Here is an 18,145-nt window from a genome sequence, read left to right on the forward strand (position 1 = left end):
TGTGATAGGCCACAATTTCTTCGAACTGCGGTCTTGTTGCCGCAGGTGAATCTTCTCGATTGTTGCGAAGGCCACCGTGACATCGGGCAGGGGCGCCAACACTCCCGGTGTGATCTGTTGCGATTTCTGATAAATCGGCCTGATTTGGCGTTAGGGTCGAGCCAATTGCCGCGCTGACGCTCGATTCCCGAGTGGTTCGGTGCTGGCACCGACCAAGTTGGAGGAGAGATGACCGCCTACCGGACCATTGTCGTCGGTACTGATGGCTCGGATTCGTCGTACGTGGCGGTGGAGAAGGCCGCGGCGCTCGCCGGGGACGCTGAGGCAACTCTCGTGCTGGCCTGCGCCTACTTCCCGACCGACGACCGCGACGTCGCCGCTGCCGCCGATGTGCTCAAGGACGAGGCCTACCAGGTCCGTGGCTCGGCCCCGACCAACGAGATCCTGCACGTCGCCCGGGAGAAGGCGCTGGCCGCCGGTGCGAAGAACATCGTCGACCGCGCGATCGTCGGCGAGCCGGTCGATTCGCTGCTCGACCTCGTCAACGAAGTGGACGCCGACCTGCTCGTCGTCGGCAACCGAGGCCTCAACACCCTCACCGGTCGCCTGCTCGGCTCCGTCCCCTCGGACGTGGCCCGCAAGTCCCGTTCGGACGTGCTGATCGTGCACACCGTCCGCTAGTTCGACGAGGAAGGCCCCTGACCGACTGCGGTCAGGGGCCTTCGTTGTGTCTCAGGCCGGTTCGAGCGCGGACAGCACCTCGGGGAGGTCCTCGGTGTGCACCACGGCCAGTCGCTGGGTCGCGCGGGTCAGCGCGACGTACAGGTCGTTGAGTCCGCGGGGGGACTCGTCCAGGATCGCCTGTGGCTCCACCAGGTACACCCGGTCGAACTCGAGGCCCTTCGCGTCGTGCACGGTGAGGACCTGAACGGATTCACCTGCCAGCGAGGATAATTCGGGTACCAGGGCCGCGGGAGCGAGGACCGCGGAGGTACCCGGACCGTGCTCGACCTCGAGCAACCGCGCCACCTCGCCCGCGACGTCGGCAGGCAACACCCGGTAGGCGCGTGGGGGATTGCCGGTCTCGCGCACCGAACGCGGCACCTTGGTACCCGGGTCGATCTCGGCGAGCACATCGGCCGCGACCGCCATGATCTCGGCGGGAGTGCGGTAGTTCACCGTGAGCTCGGTGAGCTTCCAGCGCTGTGCCACATACGGTTCCAGCACCCGCTGCCAGGACGACGCGCCGGCCGGATCGCCGGTCTGGGCGACGTCGCCGACGACGGTGATCCAGCGATTCGGGATGCGCCGCATCACCATGCGCCACGCCATTTCCGAAAGCTCCTGTGCCTCGTCGACGATCACGTGCCCGTAGGTCCAGGTCCGGTCGCCCGCGGCGCGTTCGGCGGTGGTCTGGCGGTTGCCGAATTCCTGGCGCTGGGCCAGCTGGGAGGCGTCGATCAGGTCGTAGGCCATCAGGATCTCGGGATCGAGTTCGTCCTCGATGTCCTGCGGGGCGGAACCGGTGAGGATGTCGAGGGCGTCCTGGGCCTCCTCGATCTGGGCTCGCCACCGGCGACGCGAGCGTTCGCGTTCCTCGGTGTCGTCGACCCCGAGCAGCTCGGCCAGCTCGTCGAGCAGCGGGGCGTCGGCCGCGCCGAAGGTGCCGTCGTCGGAGCGCACCAGCTCGGCGCGGTCCTCGGGGCTCAACGTCTTGGCGGCGCGGTCGAGACGCGCCGGGTCGGCGAGCAGGTCGGCGAGCACTTCCTGGGGCGAGAGCACCGGCCACAGCGCGCTGATCGCGGCCTGCACGTGCGGGTCGGCGCGCATCTCGTCGCCGATCTCGCTGAGGTCGGCGGAGCTGAGCAGGCTCGTGCCGCCGGACAGGTCGGCGCCCATCGTGGCGGCGAGCTGGTCGGTGAGCGCGTCGATCACCGACGACGCGAAGATCGGCCTGGCCAGGTTGTGCGGGCGGCGCGAGGAGCGGGCCCGCCCACGCGCCCTGGTCGCGATCTTGCGGTCCAGCGTCACCGGGTAGCCGTCGAACGCCAGGCGCACCGGCTCCGACGGCACTTCCTGACGGTCGCGCACCGCCTGCTTGAGCACCTCGAGCATGTCGAGGGAACCCTTGATCTCCCCGGCGCGCAGCGAATCCTCGCGCACCGCCTTCACCCCCGGGTACAGGTCGCCGATGGTCGACAGCAGCACGCCGGTCTCGCCGAGCGAGGGCAGCACCTGGCCGATGTAGTCGAGGAAGGTGGCGTTCGGGCCGATGATCAGCACGCCGCTCTTGGCCAGCTGCTGCCGATAGGTGTAGAGCAGGAAGGCCGCGCGATGCAGCGCGACGGCGGTCTTGCCGGTGCCCGGCCCGCCCTGCACGACGAGCACGCTCTTGTGCTCGGAGCGGATGATCGCGTCCTGCTCGCTCTGGATCGTCTCGACGATGTCGTTCATGTGCCCGGTGCGGGCGGCGTTGAGTGCCGACAGCAGCGCGCTCTCACCACCGACGCCGTCGTCGGTGCCGACCACACCGTCGCGCTCGGCGGCATCGAGATCGAGGTACTCGTCGTTGATCGCGGTCACCGCGCGGTTGCGCGAGCGGATGTGCCTGCGCCGGGTGACGTTCTCGGGATTGGCGGTGGTGGCCAGGTAGAACGGGCGGGCCAGCGGAGCGCGCCAGTCGAGCAGCAGCGGCTCGTAGTCGTTGTCCTCGTCGAGGATGCCGAGCCTGCCGATGTAGCGCGCCGCGTCCTCGGTGCCTTCCAGATCGATCCGGCCGAAGCACAGACCGTGCTCGGCGGCGTCGTATTTGGACAGGTCCTCGTTGTAGAGCTGGGTGAAGGACTCGCGCTCACTGCGCGCCTGCGGTGTGCCACCGGATTCGAGGAGCACAGTCTTGAGCCGGTTCTGCGCGTAGTCGCGCATGCCGTCGAGCCGGTCGTAGAGCACCGAGAGGTACTGCTGCTCCTGTTCGATCTCGCGGTTGTGCGCGGCCGGGGAGGCGTCGGCGAGGCGGTCGGGCAAAACAGGACTCCTTTGTCACCGCGTTGAGAACAGAGTTGTCGAGTCTACGTGTCCGCGGGCAGGGCCGCCGCGACCGGGAACACTTCGTCGCCGAGGATCGGCGTGAAGTGTTCGACCACCGGAAAAGGCTCGTAGAAGTGGTGCAACAGCGCACGCCAGCGCTGATATTCCGGTGACTCACGGAATCCCACTGTGTGGTCGGCCAGCTGCTCCCAGCGCACCAGCAACAGGAAGCAGTCGGGCCGCTCGACACAGCGCGACAACGACAACCCACCGAAACCGGGCATTCCCGCGATGATCGGATACGCCTGCGCGAAGGCCGCTTCGAAAGCGGCGGCGGCGCCGGGGCGAACGGGTAACAGCGCGTGTTCGACGATCACGCCGACCAGTCTGTCAGGAGGCGTGGGTGTTGTTCGAGCGTCGATTCTGACCGAGACCGAGCTCACGATGGGCCGACGGCTTGTCGCGGTACATCGCCAGGTCGGCGTCGTGCAGCACGGCTTCGGGCGTGCGCCGTTCGTGCGGGCCGAGTTCGGTGATGCCGACCGAGGCGCTCACCTCGAGACGGTGACCGCTGGCGATGATCGGTTCCGCCATCTTCACGCGCAGGCGCTCCACCAGTGCGGGCAGGTCGGCGCGCTGCGGATGACCGGCCAGCAGCACCAGGAATTCGTCGCCCCCGAGCCGCCCGACCAGGTCTTCGGTGCGCAACGCCTGTTGCAACCGCTGGGCGACGATCTGCAACACCGTGTCGCCGATGGCGTGCCCGAGGGTGTCGTTGATCGCTTTGAAGCCGTCGAGGTCGATGAACAGCACCGTGGTGATCAGCGTGCCGCCGTCGTCGGCCAGTGCCGTGGACAGCTGCGACAGGATCAGGGAACGATTCGCGAGCCCGGTCAGCGCGTCATGGGTGGCCTGGTACTCGAGCTGGCGCTTGCTGGCCCGGAACGCGGTGATGTCGGCGAACGAGGACACCCCCGCCGACTCCGGGCTGTCCGGATTGAGTAATCGGCAGTTGCACGACAGCCATACCAGCTGCCCGTCGGTGCGCTCGACCCCGAAAATGAACTGGGTCACCGCCTCTCCCGTCGCGAGGGTGCGCGCCATCGGATGCTGGTCGGGCGCGAGTGGTCGGCCGTCGCGGTCGAGCATTTTCATGGGCAGTTCGTCGATGTGCAGTCCGAGTACCGGCTCGGCCTCCGCAGCGATGCCGAGTATGCGTTTGCCTGCGGGGTTGATCGATTCGAGGCGACCGCGCCGATCGACGACGAGCACGCCTTCTTCCAGCTGCGACACCACGGTGGTGAAATACGCCTCCGCCTGCCGCGCCGACGCCTCCGCCGCGCGTTGGGCGGTGAGATCGTGCACGACCACCTGGAACGCGAGCTTCTCCTGCCACACCGTGAGCACCGACACGGTCTGCACCGGCACCGTGCGCCCGTCCACCCGGACGAGATCCATGTCGGTGGGCGGCGAGGCCGATCCCTCGGCGGTGAGCTGATCGATCCGGTCGAGCATGGCCGCGACGGAATCGGGATGGACGAAGTCGGTGATCGACAAGCCGAGCAGGTCGTCCACCGAACGGGCGCCGAGCAGGCGAACCATCGCCGGATTGACGTAGACGATCGTCCCCGACTCGTGCACACAGATGGCATCGGGAGTGTGTTCGACCAGCGACCGGTAGCGCTGCGCGAGCTGCTCGGCGCTCGCCGCGTCGGTCCTTCCTTCTCCCACTGCGAAACCCCCGATCTCGGCCTGGTCTGCGAACGGCATACCGGACTAGTCTGGTGATCCTTCATGAAGATCCGCGAGGAGCGATGTGACACTGGATGTGCTCACGGGCGGCATGACCCACCGCCTCGATTCTATGTCGATCGCCGGCATGGGTGTTGTCTCCGGTTACGGGTGGGGTCGGGAATCGCTGTGGCAGGGATTGTTGGGGTGCAAACCGGCAGCCCGTTTGTACCCCGGTTACGGGCCCGGACGTGATCAGCACGCCTGGGTCGGGCTGATTCCCGACGGTGGTGACGCAGCCTACGGAACCGGTCTGTTCGGGCGTGCCGTGTTCGCCGCGGCCGCCGAGGCGATCGCCGACGCGCAGGAACGCGGGTGGCGCCGGGAGGGGCGCACCGTCGGCCTCGTGCACGCGTTCACCCTGGGCGATGTCGCCGATTGGCGCGATTTCTACCGTCGTGACGAGGGCCACCGGCGCTCACGCGACTATCTGCGGATGCTGCCGTCGACACCCATTTCGGTGGTGATGCAGGAGTTCGGTTTCCACGGGCCCGCGATGAACGTGTCGGCGGCGTGCAGTTCGGGCACTGTCGCGCTGCTGACGGCGAAGATGTGGCGTGACGCGGGTCTGGTCGACGATGTGTTGTGCATCACCACCGACCTGTCGGCCACCCCGGACATGCTCGAACATTTCGTCGGTCTGGGTGCCGCGATCGCCGATGCCGACCCGTTCACCGCCTGCAGGCCCTTTCAGGAGGGCACCCTCGGTTTCACGATGGCCGAGGCGTCGGTGGCGCTGCTGCTCACCGACGCGGTCGAGCGGCCCTATGCGCGGCTGCTCGGCGGCGCGATGACCAACGACGCCTTCCATGTCGTCTCGGTCGATCCCAGCCACACCCAGATCATCGCCTGCGTCCGCCGCGCTCTGGCCGACGCGGGGATCGACGCCGGCGACGTGGCGTACTACAACGCGCACGGCACCGGGACCAGGCAGTGCGATGCCGCCGAACGCGACGTGCTGCGCACCGTCTTCGACGACCGGCCCGCCATCGCCGCGCTCAAACCGCTCACCGGGCACTGTCAAGGCGCCTGCGCGGCGGTCGAAGTCGCCGCGATCTCCCTGTCCTACGAGCGCGGCATCGTCGCGTCGGCGCCGGCTGTGGCGCCCGCGCACCCGCGACTGCTCAACGGCCCGACCCCGCTGCTCGACGGCGCGACGCTGAAACTGTCGATGGGAATGGGCGGCAACAACGCCGCCGTGGTCCTGGCCGCGGCCTGACTCAATCCTCGCCCGTCTCGGGTCCGGCGGCGAGGGCGAACCCGCCGGTCGTCGGCGCGTCCTGGGGCAGGGGCACCGCCCAGCGCAGCTGTGTGCCCGGCATCTCGGGGTGGTTGCCGTCGGCGTCGGGGCGTTTCGCCGGACCGACCTCGAAATACCCGCCCGCCTCCTGCGCGCGCTGCTCGAGATTGCGCAGCCCGCTGCGGATGACGTGGTTCGGGATACCCCAGCCGTTGTCGGACACCGTGATCACCAGATCGTCGGCCACCTCGATCACGATGGCGACGGTGTCGGCGCCGGAATGGCGCACCGCGTTGCTCACCGCCTCGCGCACCACCGCCTCGGCATGGTCGGCCAGCTGCGGATCGAGGACCGACAGCGGGCCCGACACCTGGATCGTCGCGCGCAGGGCGATATCGGAGGTCTGGCGCCGGATCGCCACCTCGAGGCGCTGCTGCAGCCCTTCGCTGTGACCGGAGCCGCTGGCGTGCAGATCGAAGATGGAGGTGCGGATCTCCTGCACCACCTCTTGCAGATCCATGATCACCGTCGAAAGCCGTTGCCGCACTTCGGGAACCACTGCCTTGGGCAGGGTCGCCTGCACGGTGAGGCCGATCGCGAACAGGCGCTGGATCACATGGTCGTGCAGGTCGCGCGCGATCCGGTCGCGGTCGGCGACGAGGTCGAGTTCGCGCATCCGCTGCTGCGCGTCGGCCAGCCGCACCGCCAGCGCGGCCTGATCGCAGAAGGCCGCCGTCAGCTCGAGCATCTCGTCGGAATACGGCGCGAAACCCGGCGGCCGGAACGTCACCAGGACGCCGAGGGTGGCATCGGGGGTGCACAGCGGCAGCACGAGAGCCGGTCCGGCGCCGGGCAATTCGGCCACGGGGAACTCGACGCCCAGTGTCACCTGCGACACGTCGTCGAAGCGCAGCGGTGTGCGTCTGCTGAAGGCGTCGCCCACCACCGTCCCCGCGATCGGGATGGTCTGCCAGTCCTGGCCCGCATCGGGGCCGGTCCACTGGGTGACCACCAATTCGCTGATCTCGCCGGGCAATTCGTCGGGCACCGGCACCGAGGCGAGAAACGCCTGATGCGATCCGGTGAGCCCGCGCGCGTGATCGACCACATGACCGAGCACCCGATCGGATTCGGTACCGGCCAGGAATTCCGTCGCGATATCGCGCGTCGCCTCGATCCACGCCTGCCTGGTGCGTGCCTGCTCGTAGAGTCGCGCGTTGTCGACCGCGATGCCCGCGGCGGCCGCCAGCGCCAGTACCAGGACTTCGTCTTCCTCGGTGAACGGCTGACCGTCGGACTTCTCGGTCAGATAGAGACTGCCGAACACCTCGTCCCGAATGCGTACGGGCACACCGAGGAACGTGTGCATCGGCGGATGTCCCGCCGGAAACCCGATCGAGGATTCGTGCTGGGTGAGATCGGCCAGCCGCAGCGGCGCCTTGTGCGCGAACACCGCGCCGAGTACGCCGTGGCCCGCGGGTAATCGCGCGATCCGGTCGCGGATCTGATCCGGCATGCCCTCGTCGATGAACTGCGCGACCTGCTGATCGTGGCCGCGGACCGCCAGCGCGCCGTAGCGGGCGTCGACCAGGCTCATCGCGGTCCGCACGATGGTGCGCAGGGTTTCGTCCAGGTCCAGACCCGCGGTGACGGTGAGCATGGCCTCGACGAGGCCGTCCATCCGATCGCGCGAACCGATCATCACTTCGACCCGGTCGGCGACCTCGCCGAGCAGGCTGCGCAACATCTGCCGCGACACCGTCTGGTCAGCCGAATAGCGGCCGCCCCGACCGTCGTTCGCCATCGCAGTACCCCGTCTTCGCAGCTCCTCGAGTGAGTCGAAGCAAAGTCTAGTCCGCAATGAGGGGACTTTCGGCCCTTCACTCGCACCGGCGGTAGTGGTGGCATTGGGCACCGGGAATTGGGATCGAGAAGTGGGGCACATGATGAATTCGTTGTCGAGCACCCAGCACTGGACGACCGCCGCGGACCCGGAGCTCGCCGTGACCACGCGTGGCGAAGTGCCGGCCCAGGACGTCACCCGTGCTGTTCGGGCCATCACCCGCGTGATGCGCAGGCATCATCTCGACAGTCCGGCCAGGGTGCGCGTCACCGCGCCGCAGGGGTACGACGAGCCGACCCTGGTGCAGGCCAATATCCGTACCAACGACACCTTCACCCGTGTCCAGGTCACCGGCCCCGGCGGTTTCGCGGTCACCTTCGCCGCCGAACGGCTCGACCGTCAGCTCGCCCGCCGCGCGGGCAAGGAAGCGCGCGGCGCGTGGCCCGACCCGGCCCGTCGGCCGCTGGCCCAGATCACCGAGACGCGGCCGATCATCCGTCGCAAGGACTGTGCCCTGATGACCGGAACGCCGCTGGAAGCCAGCACCGTGCTGGACGCGATGGACTACGACGCCTACCTGTTCACCGACGCCGATACCGGTGAGGACGCCATCGTCACGTGGGCCGACCCGCACGGCGTCGCGCTGGCCAGGCAGCGGCTCACCGCCGCGGCGGACTCCTCGGTCGAGCTGCCGTTGACCGCGAGCGCGATGCCGGTCCGGGTGGTGCAGGACGCGGCTCCCGTCTTCGCCGAGGACGAGGCCTCCGACGCGCTGTGCGCCGCCGGGCTGCCCTACCTGTTCTTCACCGACAGCCACACCGGCCGCGGCAACCTGCTCTACCGCCGCTACGACGGGAACCTCACCATCGTCGTTCCGTCCTGAACCGTCACGGCTCGCGGAGTTTCGTCGCCAGGACGGCCGCCTGGGTGCGGCGTTCGACACCCAGTTTCGCCAGCAGTCGCGAGACGTAGTTCTTGACCGTCTTCTCCGCGAGGAACATGCGCGCGGCGATCTGCCGATTGGTCAGACCCTCGCCGAGCAGTTCGAGTAGCCGGCGTTCCTGGTCGGTGAGCCCGGCCAGCGGCCCGGAGGGTTCGGCGCTGCGGCGCAGCCGGGCGCGCAGGGCGTCGGCGGCGCGGGTATCGAGCAGCGAGTGGCCCGCGCCCACCTGCTTGATCGCGTCGGCCAGTTTCATCCCGTCGATGTTCTTCACCACATACCCGCTGGCGCCGGCCAGGATGGCGTCGAGCATGGCGTGCTCGTCGGAGAACGAGGTCAGGATCAGGCAGTGCAGGTCGTCGAATTCGGCCAGCAGGTTGCGGCACAGCTCGATGCCGTTGCCGTCGGGTAACCGCACGTCGAGGACCGCGACATCAGGGCGGGCCTCGCGGATGCGCACCATCGCCTCGGCGACACCGCCCGCCTGACCGATCACAGTGAGTTCTGGATCACCTTCCAGCAGGTCGATCAACCCTCGCCGCACGATCTCGTGGTCGTCGACCAGGAACACCTCGAGCACGCCGGCTCCTTCATCATGTCGAGCGATCCCCCCTTGTGGTCCAACATAATCCGCGTATCTCGGTCGTGGGGCCTGTCGGCGAACGAGAAATGTCACGCCCCCTGCGCAGAGCCCTGGGTCGACGGGGCCGCTCGCCTGCGGACCGAAACTTGTCGGACCCCCGGCCTAGCATTGGCGACGGGGGAATATGTCCGGTCGGCGGATGACGATGGAGAAGGGATTCACCAGGTGGCGGAACGCCTCACTGTGCGCGGAGCTCGGGAACACAACCTGAAAGGTGTAGACCTGGATTTGCCGCGCGACAGCCTGATCGTGTTCACCGGTCTGTCCGGTTCCGGGAAGTCGAGCTTGGCGTTCGACACGATCTTCGCCGAGGGACAGCGTCGCTACGTCGAATCGCTGTCGGCCTACGCGCGTCAGTTCCTCGGGCAGATGGACAAGCCGGATGTCGACTTCATCGAGGGGCTCTCGCCCGCGGTGTCGATCGACCAGAAGTCGACCAACCGCAACCCGCGGTCCACGGTCGGCACCATCACCGAGGTCTACGACTACCTGCGCCTGCTCTATGCCCGCGCGGGCACGCCGCACTGCCCGGTCTGCCACGAGCTGATCGAAAAGCAGAGCCCGCAGCAGATCGTCGACCAGGTGCTCGCGATGGACGACGGCCTCAAGTTCCAGGTGCTGGCGCCTGTGGTGCGCACCCGCAAGGGCGAGTTCGTCGACCTGTTCGACCAGCTCAAGACCCAGGGTTACTCGCGCGTGCGGGTCGACGGCGTGGTGTACCCGCTCACCGATCCGCCGAAGCTGAAGAAGCAGGAGAAGCACGACGTCGAGGTGGTCGTCGACCGCCTCTCGGTCAAGGCCGCCTCCAAGCAGCGCCTCACCGACTCGATCGAGACCGCGCTGCGCCTGGCCGACGGCATCGTGGTGCTCGATTTCGTCGACCGCGACGAGCACGCCCACGACCGGGAGCGCCGCTTCTCCGAACGTCTGGCCTGCCCCAACGGCCACCCCCTCGACATCGAGGACCTCGAGCCCCGTTCGTTCTCCTTCAACTCGCCCTACGGCGCCTGCCCCGACTGCACCGGCCTCGGCATCCGCAAGGAAGTCGATCCGGAACTGGTGGTGCCCGACCCCGACCTGAGCCTGGCCGACGGCGCGATCGCCCCGTGGTCGCGCGGGCAGACCGCCGAGTACTTCAACCGGTTGCTCTCCGGGCTGGCCGAGGCGGTCGGCTTCTCGATGGACACCCCGTGGCGCGATCTGCCCGCGAAGGCCCGCAAGGCGGTGCTGGAAGGCAGCTCCGACCAGGTGCACGTGTCCTACACCAACCGCTACGGGCGCAAGCGTTCCTATTACGCCGATTTCGAAGGCGTGATGCCGTTCCTGCAGCGGCGCATGGAGAACACCGAGTCCGAGCAGATGAAAGAGCACTACGACGGGTACATGCGCGATGTGGCGTGCCCGGTCTGCAACGGTTCCCGGCTGCGCCCGGAGATCCTGGCCGTCACCCTGGCCTCGGACGGCACCGACAAGTCGATCGCCGAGGTCAGTGAACTGTCCATCGGCGACTGCGCGCACTTCCTGAACGCGCTCACGCTGGGGGAGCGCGAGACCGCGATCGCCGGTCAGGTGCTCAAGGAGATCCAGGCCAGGCTCGGCTTCCTGCTCGACGTCGGCCTGGAGTACCTGACGCTGTCGCGGGCGGCCGCGACCCTGTCCGGCGGTGAGGCCCAGCGCATCCGGCTGGCCACCCAGATCGGTTCCGGTCTGGTCGGTGTCCTCTATGTTCTCGACGAGCCGTCGATCGGTCTGCACCAGCGCGACAACCGCAGGCTCATCGAGACGCTGCTGCGGTTGAAGAAGCTGGGCAACACGCTGATCGTCGTCGAGCACGACGAGGACACCATCCGCGCCTCGGACTGGGTGGTCGACATCGGCCCCCTCGCGGGCGAGCACGGTGGTCGCGTGGTGCACAGCGGTCCCTATGAGGAGCTGCTGACCGAGCCCGAATCGCTCACCGGCGCTTATCTTTCCGGCCGCGAGCAGATCGAGCTGCCGCTGGTGCGGCGCGCGATCGACAAGAAGCGCAAGCTCACCGTCGTGGGCGCCACCGAACACAATTTGCGCAATGTCGACGTGGCGTTCCCGCTGGGTGTACTCACCGCGGTCACCGGTGTCTCCGGTTCGGGCAAGTCGACCCTGGTCAACGACATCCTGGCCACCGTTCTCGCGAACAAGCTCAACGGTGCCCGCCAGGTGCCGGGCCGGCACACCAGGATCAACGGCCTCGACAACCTCGACAAGCTGGTGCAGGTCGATCAGTCGCCGATCGGGCGCACCCCGCGCTCGAACCCGGCCACCTACACCGGCGTCTTCGACAAGATCCGCACCTTGTTCGCCTCCACCACCGAGGCCAAGGTGCGCGGCTACCAGCCCGGGCGGTTCTCGTTCAATGTCAAGGGCGGGCGCTGCGAAGCCTGCTCGGGCGACGGCACGCTCAAGATCGAGATGAACTTCCTGCCCGATGTGTACGTCCCGTGCGAGGTCTGCCACGGCGCTCGGTACAACCGGGAAACCCTCGAGGTGCACTACAAGGGCAAGACCATCGCCGAAGTCCTCGACATGCCGATCGACGAGGCGGCCGACTTCTTCGAGGCGATCACCTCGATCCACCGCTATCTCAAGACCCTCGTCGAGGTCGGCCTGGGTTACGTGCGGCTGGGCCAGAGCGCGCCGACCCTGTCCGGCGGTGAGGCGCAGCGCGTGAAGCTGGCCGCCGAGCTGCAGAAACGGTCCATGGGCCGGACGGTCTACATCCTCGACGAGCCGACCACCGGCCTGCACTTCGAGGACATCCGCAAACTGCTCAAGGTGATCAACGGACTGGTCGACAAGGGCAACACGGTGATCGTCATCGAGCACAACCTCGACGTCATCAAGACCGCCGACTGGGTCATCGACATGGGCCCCGAGGGCGGTTCCGGCGGCGGTACGGTGGTCGCCACCGGCACGCCGGAGGATATCGCCGGGGTGTCGGACAGCTACACCGGTCAGTTCCTGAAGGAGGTGCTGGCAGCGCCGGCGCCGAAGAAGCCCGCCGCGAAGAAGGCGGCGAAGAAAGCCGCCCCGGCGAAGAAGGCACCGGCGGAGACGACCGCGGCCAAGCGGTTGGCGCGAAAGGCGGCCGCGCTGCGCTGAGCCGGGCTACCGTCCTTTTCGAGACGTTCCGGCAGGGACTTTCCGAAAGCGCCACGAAGTGAAACAGTCGTGGGTAACATTCGCCTCACCGTCCCCGGAATGCCGGGTAGTAGCGGTTTGTCGACGGCTCGATCGTCGTGTAGTTCGAAAGGAACGTCCTCATGGATGAAGCCACCACGGCGCTCATCGCCCAGATCCTCGGTTTCCTCGCCGGCGGGTCATCGTTGGCTTACGAGCCCACCAAGCCGACCGTCTGACCTGGATTCGAAAGGAACGCCTGTAATGGATACCGGAAGCGCGGCGCTGCTCACCGCACTCGCCAACATGATCTCCTCCGGCTCGGCCGTCTCGGTCACCCCCGGCGGTCCCACTCCGACCCCCGTGGTCTGAGTCGCGACGTTCGCTCGCAGCACAGAAAAAGATCCGCCGACGCACTGCGCCGGCGGATCTTTTCGTTGTGCAGAACTCAGTGCACCGGACCGGTGTACTTCTCGCCCGGTCCCGTGCCCGGCGCGTCCGGTACCGAGGATGCCTCGCGGAACGCGCGCTGAAGCGCCTGCAAACCCTCACGGATCGGGCCCGCGTGCGGGCCGAGGTACTCCACCGAGGCCGTGACCAGTCCGGCCAGTGCGGTGATCACCCGGCGCGCCTCGTCGAGGTCGACGCCCGCGCCCGAATCCGGGTTCTCGCCTGCCAGGCCCAGCTTCTCCGCGGCCGAACTCATCAGCATCACGGCGGCCCGGCTGATCACCTCGACAGCGGGGATGTCGGCCAGGTCGCGCACAGGAGGATCGAGCTCGTCAGTCATGCTGATCAGGCTATAGCGAGCCCGATCGCGGTTGCTCGCGCCCGGCCGATTCGGTGATAGCCCAACGCCATGCTAGACTTTCCGCTGACGACCGCCCCTGGATGTGTCATGCATCCGTGGGGCAGATAAGTGGAGCCCGACTCCCACCGTTACCGGCGATCCATCGTTCGGATAAACGGTCCCGGTCACCCGCTCATTGTGGTGGGTTTCCCGTGTGCCTGGCGCGCGGGGGTCGACAACCGAGCTCGTGAGGGCATCGGCTGTGGGCGATCGGTCGACATCGGGCCCCGTCGCGGAGAAATACCGCAGCGGGGCTTTCGTGTTGAATCAGGGGTTGCAGTTATTGCGTGCGGTCGTTAAGACGACACCGCTTGACCTAGGAGGCCCCATCAGCACTGAGACCCGCATCAACGATCGCATCCGTGTTCCCGAGGTTCGTCTCATCGGACCCGGCGGCGAACAGGTTGGGATCGTGCGTGTTGAAGATGCACTACGCGTCGCGCTCGAAGCCGACCTCGACCTCGTCGAGGTAGCACCCGATGCCCGTCCGCCGGTCTGCAAGATCATGGACTACGGCAAGTTCAAGTACGAGACCGCGCAGAAGGCGCGCGAGTCCCGTAAGAACCAGGTCCAGACCGTGATCAAGGAGCAGAAGCTCCGTCCGAAGATCGACGACCACGACTACGAGACCAAGAAGCGCAACGTGGTTCGCTTCCTCGAAGCCGGGTCCAAGGTCAAGGTCACGATCATGTTCCGCGGTCGTGAGCAGTCGCGTCCCGAACTCGGCTTCCGGTTGCTCCAGCGTCTGGGCTCCGATGTGGCCGATCTCGGGTTCGTCGAGACCTCGGCCAAGCAGGACGGCCGCAACATGACCATGGTCCTCGCTCCCCACAAGGGTGCGAAGACGCGGGTGAAGGCCCAGCAGGACTCTTCGGCGCCGGCGGCGACACGTCAGCCGCTGCCGACCGGTCCCGCGAGTGCAGACCCGGCCGCGCCGGTCGAACCGGCCGCACCGGTCGAGCAGGCCGCGCCTGCCGAGCAGGCTGCGCCGGCCGACCCGCAGTAAAACGATTTCAACGACTAGATAGAGGAATCCATGCCGAAGAACAAGACCCACAGCGGCGCCAAGAAGCGATTCAAGGTGACCGGCCGGGGCAAGCTGCTTCGCGAGCAGGCGAACCGTCGCCACCTCCTGGAGCACAAGTCCTCTCGCCGGACTCGTCGTCTGGAAGGCACGGAGTCCGTCGCTTCCGTCGACGTCCCCCGCGTGAAGCGGCTGCTCGGTCTCGCCTGACCTTTCCGGTCAGCTCGACCGTCGCAACCCGACGATTCCGCGGCCGGGATAACCGGACGCCGACAACTACCGAATTCGGGCGCCGCCGCGCCCCCAGATGATCAAGGACTATCACAGTGGCACGCGTCAAAAGGGCCGTCAACGCTCAGAAGAAGCGCCGTTCCATCCTCGAGGCCTCCAAGGGCTACCGGGGCCAGCGTTCGCGCCTGTACCGCAAGGCCAAGGAACAGCAGCTCCACTCGCTGACCTACGCCTACCGTGACCGCAAGGCGCGCAAGGGTGACTTCCGCAAGCTGTGGATTGCTCGTATCAACGCCGCCGCGCGTCTGAACGACATCACCTACAACCGCTTCATCCAGGGCCTCAAGGCCGCTGGTGTCGAGGTGGACCGCAAGATCCTCGCCGAGCTCGCGGTCTCGGACGCCGAGGCCTTCGCCGGCCTGGTGGCTGTCGCCAAGGCCGCGCTGCCGGCCGACGTCAACGCCCCGGCCACCGCTGCCTGAGCTTGACAACACACAGCGATCTGTCGGAACGGCCCGTGGACGCGCTCTCCGAGCGCAATCCGCGGGTCGTTTCCGCTGTCAAGCTCCAGCGCGCGGCCCAGCGCCGCAAGTCCGGCCTGTTCCTCGCCGAGGGGGCCAACGCGGTGTCCGCCGCTCTGGAGACCGGCCGCGTCCGGGAGATCTTCTATTCGCTCGCGGCCGCCGGTCGTGAGAACGCGCTGATCGCCGGTGCCACCGCCGACGGCGTCCGTACCACCTTGGTCAGCGATCGCGCCGCCGAACATCTCGGTGAAACCGTCACGGCGCCCGGCCTGGTCGCGGTGTGCGAACTCATCGACGTGCCGCTCGGTGAGATTCTCGATGGTCGCCCACGGATGCTCGCCGTCCCGGTGGAGATCGCCGAACCCGGCAACGCGGGGACCCTGATCCGGGTCGCAGATGCGGTCGGCGCCGACGGGGTGGTGCTGGCGGGCGAGACCGTCGACCCGCACAACGGCAAATGCGTGCGCGCCAGCGCGGGCAGCCTCTTCCACGTCCCCGTGGCCCGCAGCCGCGACATCACCGCGACTCTCGACGCGATCTCCGCCGCGGGCGTGACGATCCTCGCGACCGCCGCCAACGGCGAAGTCGACCTCGACGCCGCCGACGACATCCTGCGCGGACCGGTCGCCTGGCTCTTCGGCAACGAGGCCCACGGCCTCGACCCCGCCGTCGCCGCCCGCGCCGATCACCGCATCCGCATCCCCATCCACGGCCGCGCCGAAAGCCTGAATCTGGCTGCGGCAGCGGCTATCTGCCTCTATGCGAGCGCCCGCGTCCAGCACGCGAGGTAGTTCTCACGCCGGTGCGGCGCGGCCCCGGAGATAGTCGATCTGGGTGTGGCTGAGCTGCTCGGCCTTGCGCATGTGATCGGTGATCACCGCGAGCTCGTCCTCGGTATGGGTGTCGAGTAGCGCCTCCCAGCCCTCGCCGAGGTCGTCCCAGACGGCGGTGACGCGGGCGACGCGCTCGGGTACGGGGGAGACCAGCACCCGGCGGCGATCCTCGGCGTCGGGTTCGCGCATCACATAGCCGTCGCGTTCGAGTCGATCGACCAATCGGGTGGCGGAACCGGTGGTGAGTCCGGTCAGATCGGCGATCTGTTTGACGGTGAGTGGCTGCGGCTCCGCGGTGAGCAGGCTCAGGCATTGCAGATCGGTGGGGTGGAGGCCCAGATGGTCGGCGACTGCCTGATTGAACAGGACATACGAGGCCATGTATTGCCGTGAGACGCGCGACAACTCCGCGTAGCGGGCACGTCGACTCTGCTCTGTAATCCGGATCACACTCCTTATCAGCTGCGCGACGCAGTTAAAACGGATAGATTGCTGCATGACACAGTTAATGTGCCACGCAGCAAATCATACCGGAGGAAACATCATGCTCACCATCGCCGTGACCGGTGCCACCGGCGCACAGGGCGGCGCCACCGCTCGCGTCCTGCTCACCCTGGGTCACCGCGTCCGCGCGCTCACCCGATTTCCCGACGGCCCCGCCGCGGTGGCGTTGCGCGATCTCGGCGCCGAGATCCACTACGCCGACTTCGACGACCGTGGCTCCCTCGGCGTCGCCCTGGCCGGTGTCGACTCCCTTTTCGCCGTAACCACGCCGTTCGGCACCGACACCGCCGCCGAAACCCGCCACGGCGTCACCCTCATCGATGCCGCCGGTGCCGCACATGTCGGCCACATCGTCTTCACCTCCGCCGCGCATGCCGACCGTGCCACCGGAATCCCGCACTACGACAGCAAATTCGCGATCGAAGAGCATCTGCGGGCGAGCGGCGTCCCGTGGACCGTCATCGCGCCCGCCGCCTTCATGGACAACTACGCCACCGGCTGGACCCTCGACGGCCTCCGTGACGGCACCTTCGCCTGGCCGATGCCCGCCGATCGCCCGCTCACGCTGATCTGTGCCGAGGACATCGGCGCCTTCGCCGCGCTCGCCCTCGATCGCCGCGCCGAGTTCGCGGGCCGCCGCATCGACATCGCCGCCGACGAACTCACCCCGGACCGGCTCGCCGCCGCCCTGGCTGTCGCCCTCGACCGTCCGATCGCACACCACGAAGTCCCGCTCGACTACGTTCGCGGCCATTCCGAGGATCTGGCCGCCATGTTCGACTACTTCGCCACCGTCGGCCTCGACGTCGATGTCAGCGGCCTGCGTCGTGCGTACCCCGACGTCGCCTGGCATTCGTTCACGGACTGGGCCGATGCGCAGAACTGGTCCGCGCTGCTCGCGCGCTGACCGGCCTCAGCACGAGGGGGTGGTGGCACTGCGCAGGTCGGTGAGGATTTCGGTGGCCCAGGGGAGTGTGATCGCGTCGCTGCCCGCGACCTGCATCGCGGTCATGATGGTGAGCAGCATGCCGGTGGCGACGAAGCGGCGCGATTCCAGTGTGTCGGCGCCGGTGAGTTCCCCGATCAGGCGATAGATGCGCCCGAATCGCTCCCGCATGTGGTCGCCGATCGCCGGATCCGCGCTCGCGGCGGCGCCGTGCAGCAGTACGAGGGGGAGTTCGCGTTCGGCCAGGAAGACATCGAAGCCGTGGCCGAGGGTGCGCAATGCCTCCGAGGTGTCGGCGCCGGGGGCGATCTCGGCGTCACGGAACACCTGCTCGATGCGTGTACACACCTCCAGCAGGCAGGCGATGAACAGCTGCTGCTTGGTTCCGAACAGGCGGATCACATAGGGCTGCGACACTCCCGCCAGTCGGGCGATCTCATCGGTTTTCGTTGCGGCATAGCCGGTTTCGGCAAAGGCATGGATCGCGGCTTCGAGCACCTGGGCGCTGCGCTCGGACGCGGTCATCCGGGTTCTCGTCATGGGCGTCACTGCCTCCTCGTTCGAATGCCTCTTGACATGTTATCAGTCGATGC

Annotated in this window: 17 protein-coding genes; 9 read left to right on the forward strand and 8 right to left on the reverse strand. The window is 67.6% G+C overall.

The genetic code is table 11. The annotated features are described in order from the left end of the window. Positions 1–228 precede the first annotated feature (228 nt). Positions 229–681 carry a universal stress protein gene (locus ACFQ9R_RS26735; RefSeq protein WP_378661184.1) on the forward strand — a complete coding sequence of 151 codons (453 nt, stop codon included), beginning with the start codon at positions 229–231 and terminating at the stop codon, positions 679–681. A 51-nt stretch (positions 682–732) separates the two neighbouring features. Here ACFQ9R_RS26735 and ACFQ9R_RS26740 read toward each other — a convergent pair whose 3' ends face one another. From ACFQ9R_RS26740 to ACFQ9R_RS26750, 3 genes are read right to left on the reverse strand one after another with little or no spacing between them, the layout of a single operon-like run. Next, the gene (locus ACFQ9R_RS26740; protein ID WP_378994119.1) at positions 733–3,024 is read right to left on the reverse strand and encodes a HelD family protein; all 2,292 of its coding nucleotides are present in this window, start codon (positions 3,022–3,024) and stop codon (positions 733–735) included. Positions 3,025–3,068: 44 nt separating this feature from the next. Next, the gene (locus ACFQ9R_RS26745; protein WP_378994121.1) at positions 3,069–3,404 is read right to left on the reverse strand and encodes an antibiotic biosynthesis monooxygenase family protein; all 336 of its coding nucleotides are present in this window, start codon (positions 3,402–3,404) and stop codon (positions 3,069–3,071) included. Between the two features lie 13 nt (positions 3,405–3,417). Then, on the reverse strand, positions 3,418–4,797 hold the full coding sequence (locus ACFQ9R_RS26750; protein WP_378994123.1) for a diguanylate cyclase domain-containing protein: 1,380 nt from the start codon (positions 4,795–4,797) through the stop codon (positions 3,418–3,420). A 94-nt stretch (positions 4,798–4,891) separates the two neighbouring features. Here ACFQ9R_RS26750 and ACFQ9R_RS26755 point away from each other — a divergent pair, with 94 nt between their 5' ends. Further along, entirely contained in the window at positions 4,892–6,037 is a 1,146-nt protein-coding gene (locus ACFQ9R_RS26755) for a beta-ketoacyl synthase N-terminal-like domain-containing protein (protein WP_378994294.1), read from the forward strand. A gap of 1 nt (position 6,038) precedes the next feature. Here ACFQ9R_RS26755 and ACFQ9R_RS26760 read toward each other — a convergent pair whose 3' ends face one another. Continuing rightward, entirely contained in the window at positions 6,039–7,862 is a 1,824-nt protein-coding gene (locus tag ACFQ9R_RS26760) for a GAF domain-containing protein (protein WP_378994126.1), read from the reverse strand. Between the two features lie 139 nt (positions 7,863–8,001). Between ACFQ9R_RS26760 and ACFQ9R_RS26765 the strand changes: the two genes are divergently transcribed. Further along, a complete protein-coding gene (locus ACFQ9R_RS26765) occupies positions 8,002–8,784 on the forward strand; it encodes a sigma 54 modulation/S30EA ribosomal C-terminal domain-containing protein (protein WP_378994128.1) in 783 nt (260 codons plus the stop codon). 4 nt (positions 8,785–8,788) lie between these two features. Here ACFQ9R_RS26765 and ACFQ9R_RS26770 read toward each other — a convergent pair whose 3' ends face one another. Next, positions 8,789–9,421, reverse strand: coding sequence for a response regulator transcription factor (locus ACFQ9R_RS26770; RefSeq protein WP_056824462.1), 633 nt, complete (start codon positions 9,419–9,421; stop codon positions 8,789–8,791). A 228-nt stretch (positions 9,422–9,649) separates the two neighbouring features. Between ACFQ9R_RS26770 and uvrA the strand changes: the two genes are divergently transcribed. Next, positions 9,650–12,622: an excinuclease ABC subunit UvrA gene (gene uvrA, locus ACFQ9R_RS26775; RefSeq protein WP_378994130.1), complete on the forward strand. Its 2,973-nt coding sequence runs from the start codon at positions 9,650–9,652 to the stop codon at positions 12,620–12,622. Positions 12,623–13,088: 466 nt separating this feature from the next. Here uvrA and ACFQ9R_RS26780 read toward each other — a convergent pair whose 3' ends face one another. Next, the gene (locus ACFQ9R_RS26780) at positions 13,089–13,430 is read right to left on the reverse strand and encodes a DUF1844 domain-containing protein (protein WP_378637057.1); all 342 of its coding nucleotides are present in this window, start codon (positions 13,428–13,430) and stop codon (positions 13,089–13,091) included. A gap of 334 nt (positions 13,431–13,764) precedes the next feature. Between ACFQ9R_RS26780 and infC the strand changes: the two genes are divergently transcribed. The 4 genes from infC (at position 13,765) to ACFQ9R_RS26800 (ending at position 16,060) form a co-directional block, all read left to right on the forward strand. Then, a complete protein-coding gene (gene infC / locus ACFQ9R_RS26785; RefSeq protein ID WP_378637346.1) occupies positions 13,765–14,496 on the forward strand; it encodes a translation initiation factor IF-3 in 732 nt (243 codons plus the stop codon). Between the two features lie 30 nt (positions 14,497–14,526). Further along, positions 14,527–14,724 carry a 50S ribosomal protein L35 gene (gene rpmI / locus ACFQ9R_RS26790; RefSeq protein ID WP_056824456.1) on the forward strand — a complete coding sequence of 66 codons (198 nt, stop codon included), beginning with the start codon at positions 14,527–14,529 and terminating at the stop codon, positions 14,722–14,724. Between the two features lie 116 nt (positions 14,725–14,840). After that, entirely contained in the window at positions 14,841–15,227 is a 387-nt protein-coding gene (gene rplT, locus ACFQ9R_RS26795) for a 50S ribosomal protein L20 (protein WP_019046423.1), read from the forward strand. A 35-nt stretch (positions 15,228–15,262) separates the two neighbouring features. Then, positions 15,263–16,060 (forward strand): TrmH family RNA methyltransferase, encoded by a 798-nt coding sequence (locus ACFQ9R_RS26800; RefSeq protein ID WP_378994132.1) that lies wholly within the window; start codon positions 15,263–15,265, stop codon positions 16,058–16,060. Between the two features lie 3 nt (positions 16,061–16,063). Here the strand turns inward: ACFQ9R_RS26800 and ACFQ9R_RS26805 are convergent, their stop codons facing one another. Then, positions 16,064–16,552: a MarR family winged helix-turn-helix transcriptional regulator gene (locus ACFQ9R_RS26805; protein ID WP_378994134.1), complete on the reverse strand. Its 489-nt coding sequence runs from the start codon at positions 16,550–16,552 to the stop codon at positions 16,064–16,066. 94 nt (positions 16,553–16,646) lie between these two features. Between ACFQ9R_RS26805 and ACFQ9R_RS26810 the strand changes: the two genes are divergently transcribed. Further along, on the forward strand, positions 16,647–17,513 hold the full coding sequence (locus tag ACFQ9R_RS26810) for an NmrA/HSCARG family protein (protein WP_378994137.1): 867 nt from the start codon (positions 16,647–16,649) through the stop codon (positions 17,511–17,513). Positions 17,514–17,519: 6 nt separating this feature from the next. Here the strand turns inward: ACFQ9R_RS26810 and ACFQ9R_RS26815 are convergent, their stop codons facing one another. After that, positions 17,520–18,092, reverse strand: a complete 573-nt coding sequence (locus ACFQ9R_RS26815; RefSeq protein WP_378994139.1) for a TetR/AcrR family transcriptional regulator — start codon at positions 18,090–18,092, stop codon at positions 17,520–17,522. Positions 18,093–18,145: the final 53 nt, after the last annotated feature.

Source organism: Nocardia sp. NPDC056541 (assembly GCF_042794235.1).
GTDB lineage: Bacteria > Actinomycetota > Actinomycetes > Mycobacteriales > Mycobacteriaceae > Nocardia.

Coding starts and splice junctions, on each gene's coding strand:
- ACFQ9R_RS26735 (WP_378661184.1), top strand. CDS start 229: ATGACCGCCTACCGGACCATTGTCGTCGGTACTGATGGCTCGGATTCG.
- ACFQ9R_RS26750 (WP_378994123.1), bottom strand. CDS start 4,797: ATGCCGTTCGCAGACCAGGCCGAGATCGGGGGTTTCGCAGTGGGAGAA.
- ACFQ9R_RS26755 (WP_378994294.1), top strand. CDS start 4,892: ATGTCGATCGCCGGCATGGGTGTTGTCTCCGGTTACGGGTGGGGTCGG.
- ACFQ9R_RS26760 (WP_378994126.1), bottom strand. CDS start 7,862: ATGGCGAACGACGGTCGGGGCGGCCGCTATTCGGCTGACCAGACGGTG.
- ACFQ9R_RS26765 (WP_378994128.1), top strand. CDS start 8,002: ATGATGAATTCGTTGTCGAGCACCCAGCACTGGACGACCGCCGCGGAC.
- ACFQ9R_RS26780 (WP_378637057.1), bottom strand. CDS start 13,430: ATGACTGACGAGCTCGATCCTCCTGTGCGCGACCTGGCCGACATCCCC.
- rpmI (WP_056824456.1), top strand. CDS start 14,527: ATGCCGAAGAACAAGACCCACAGCGGCGCCAAGAAGCGATTCAAGGTG.
- ACFQ9R_RS26810 (WP_378994137.1), top strand. CDS start 16,647: ATGCTCACCATCGCCGTGACCGGTGCCACCGGCGCACAGGGCGGCGCC.
- ACFQ9R_RS26815 (WP_378994139.1), bottom strand. CDS start 18,092: ATGACGAGAACCCGGATGACCGCGTCCGAGCGCAGCGCCCAGGTGCTC.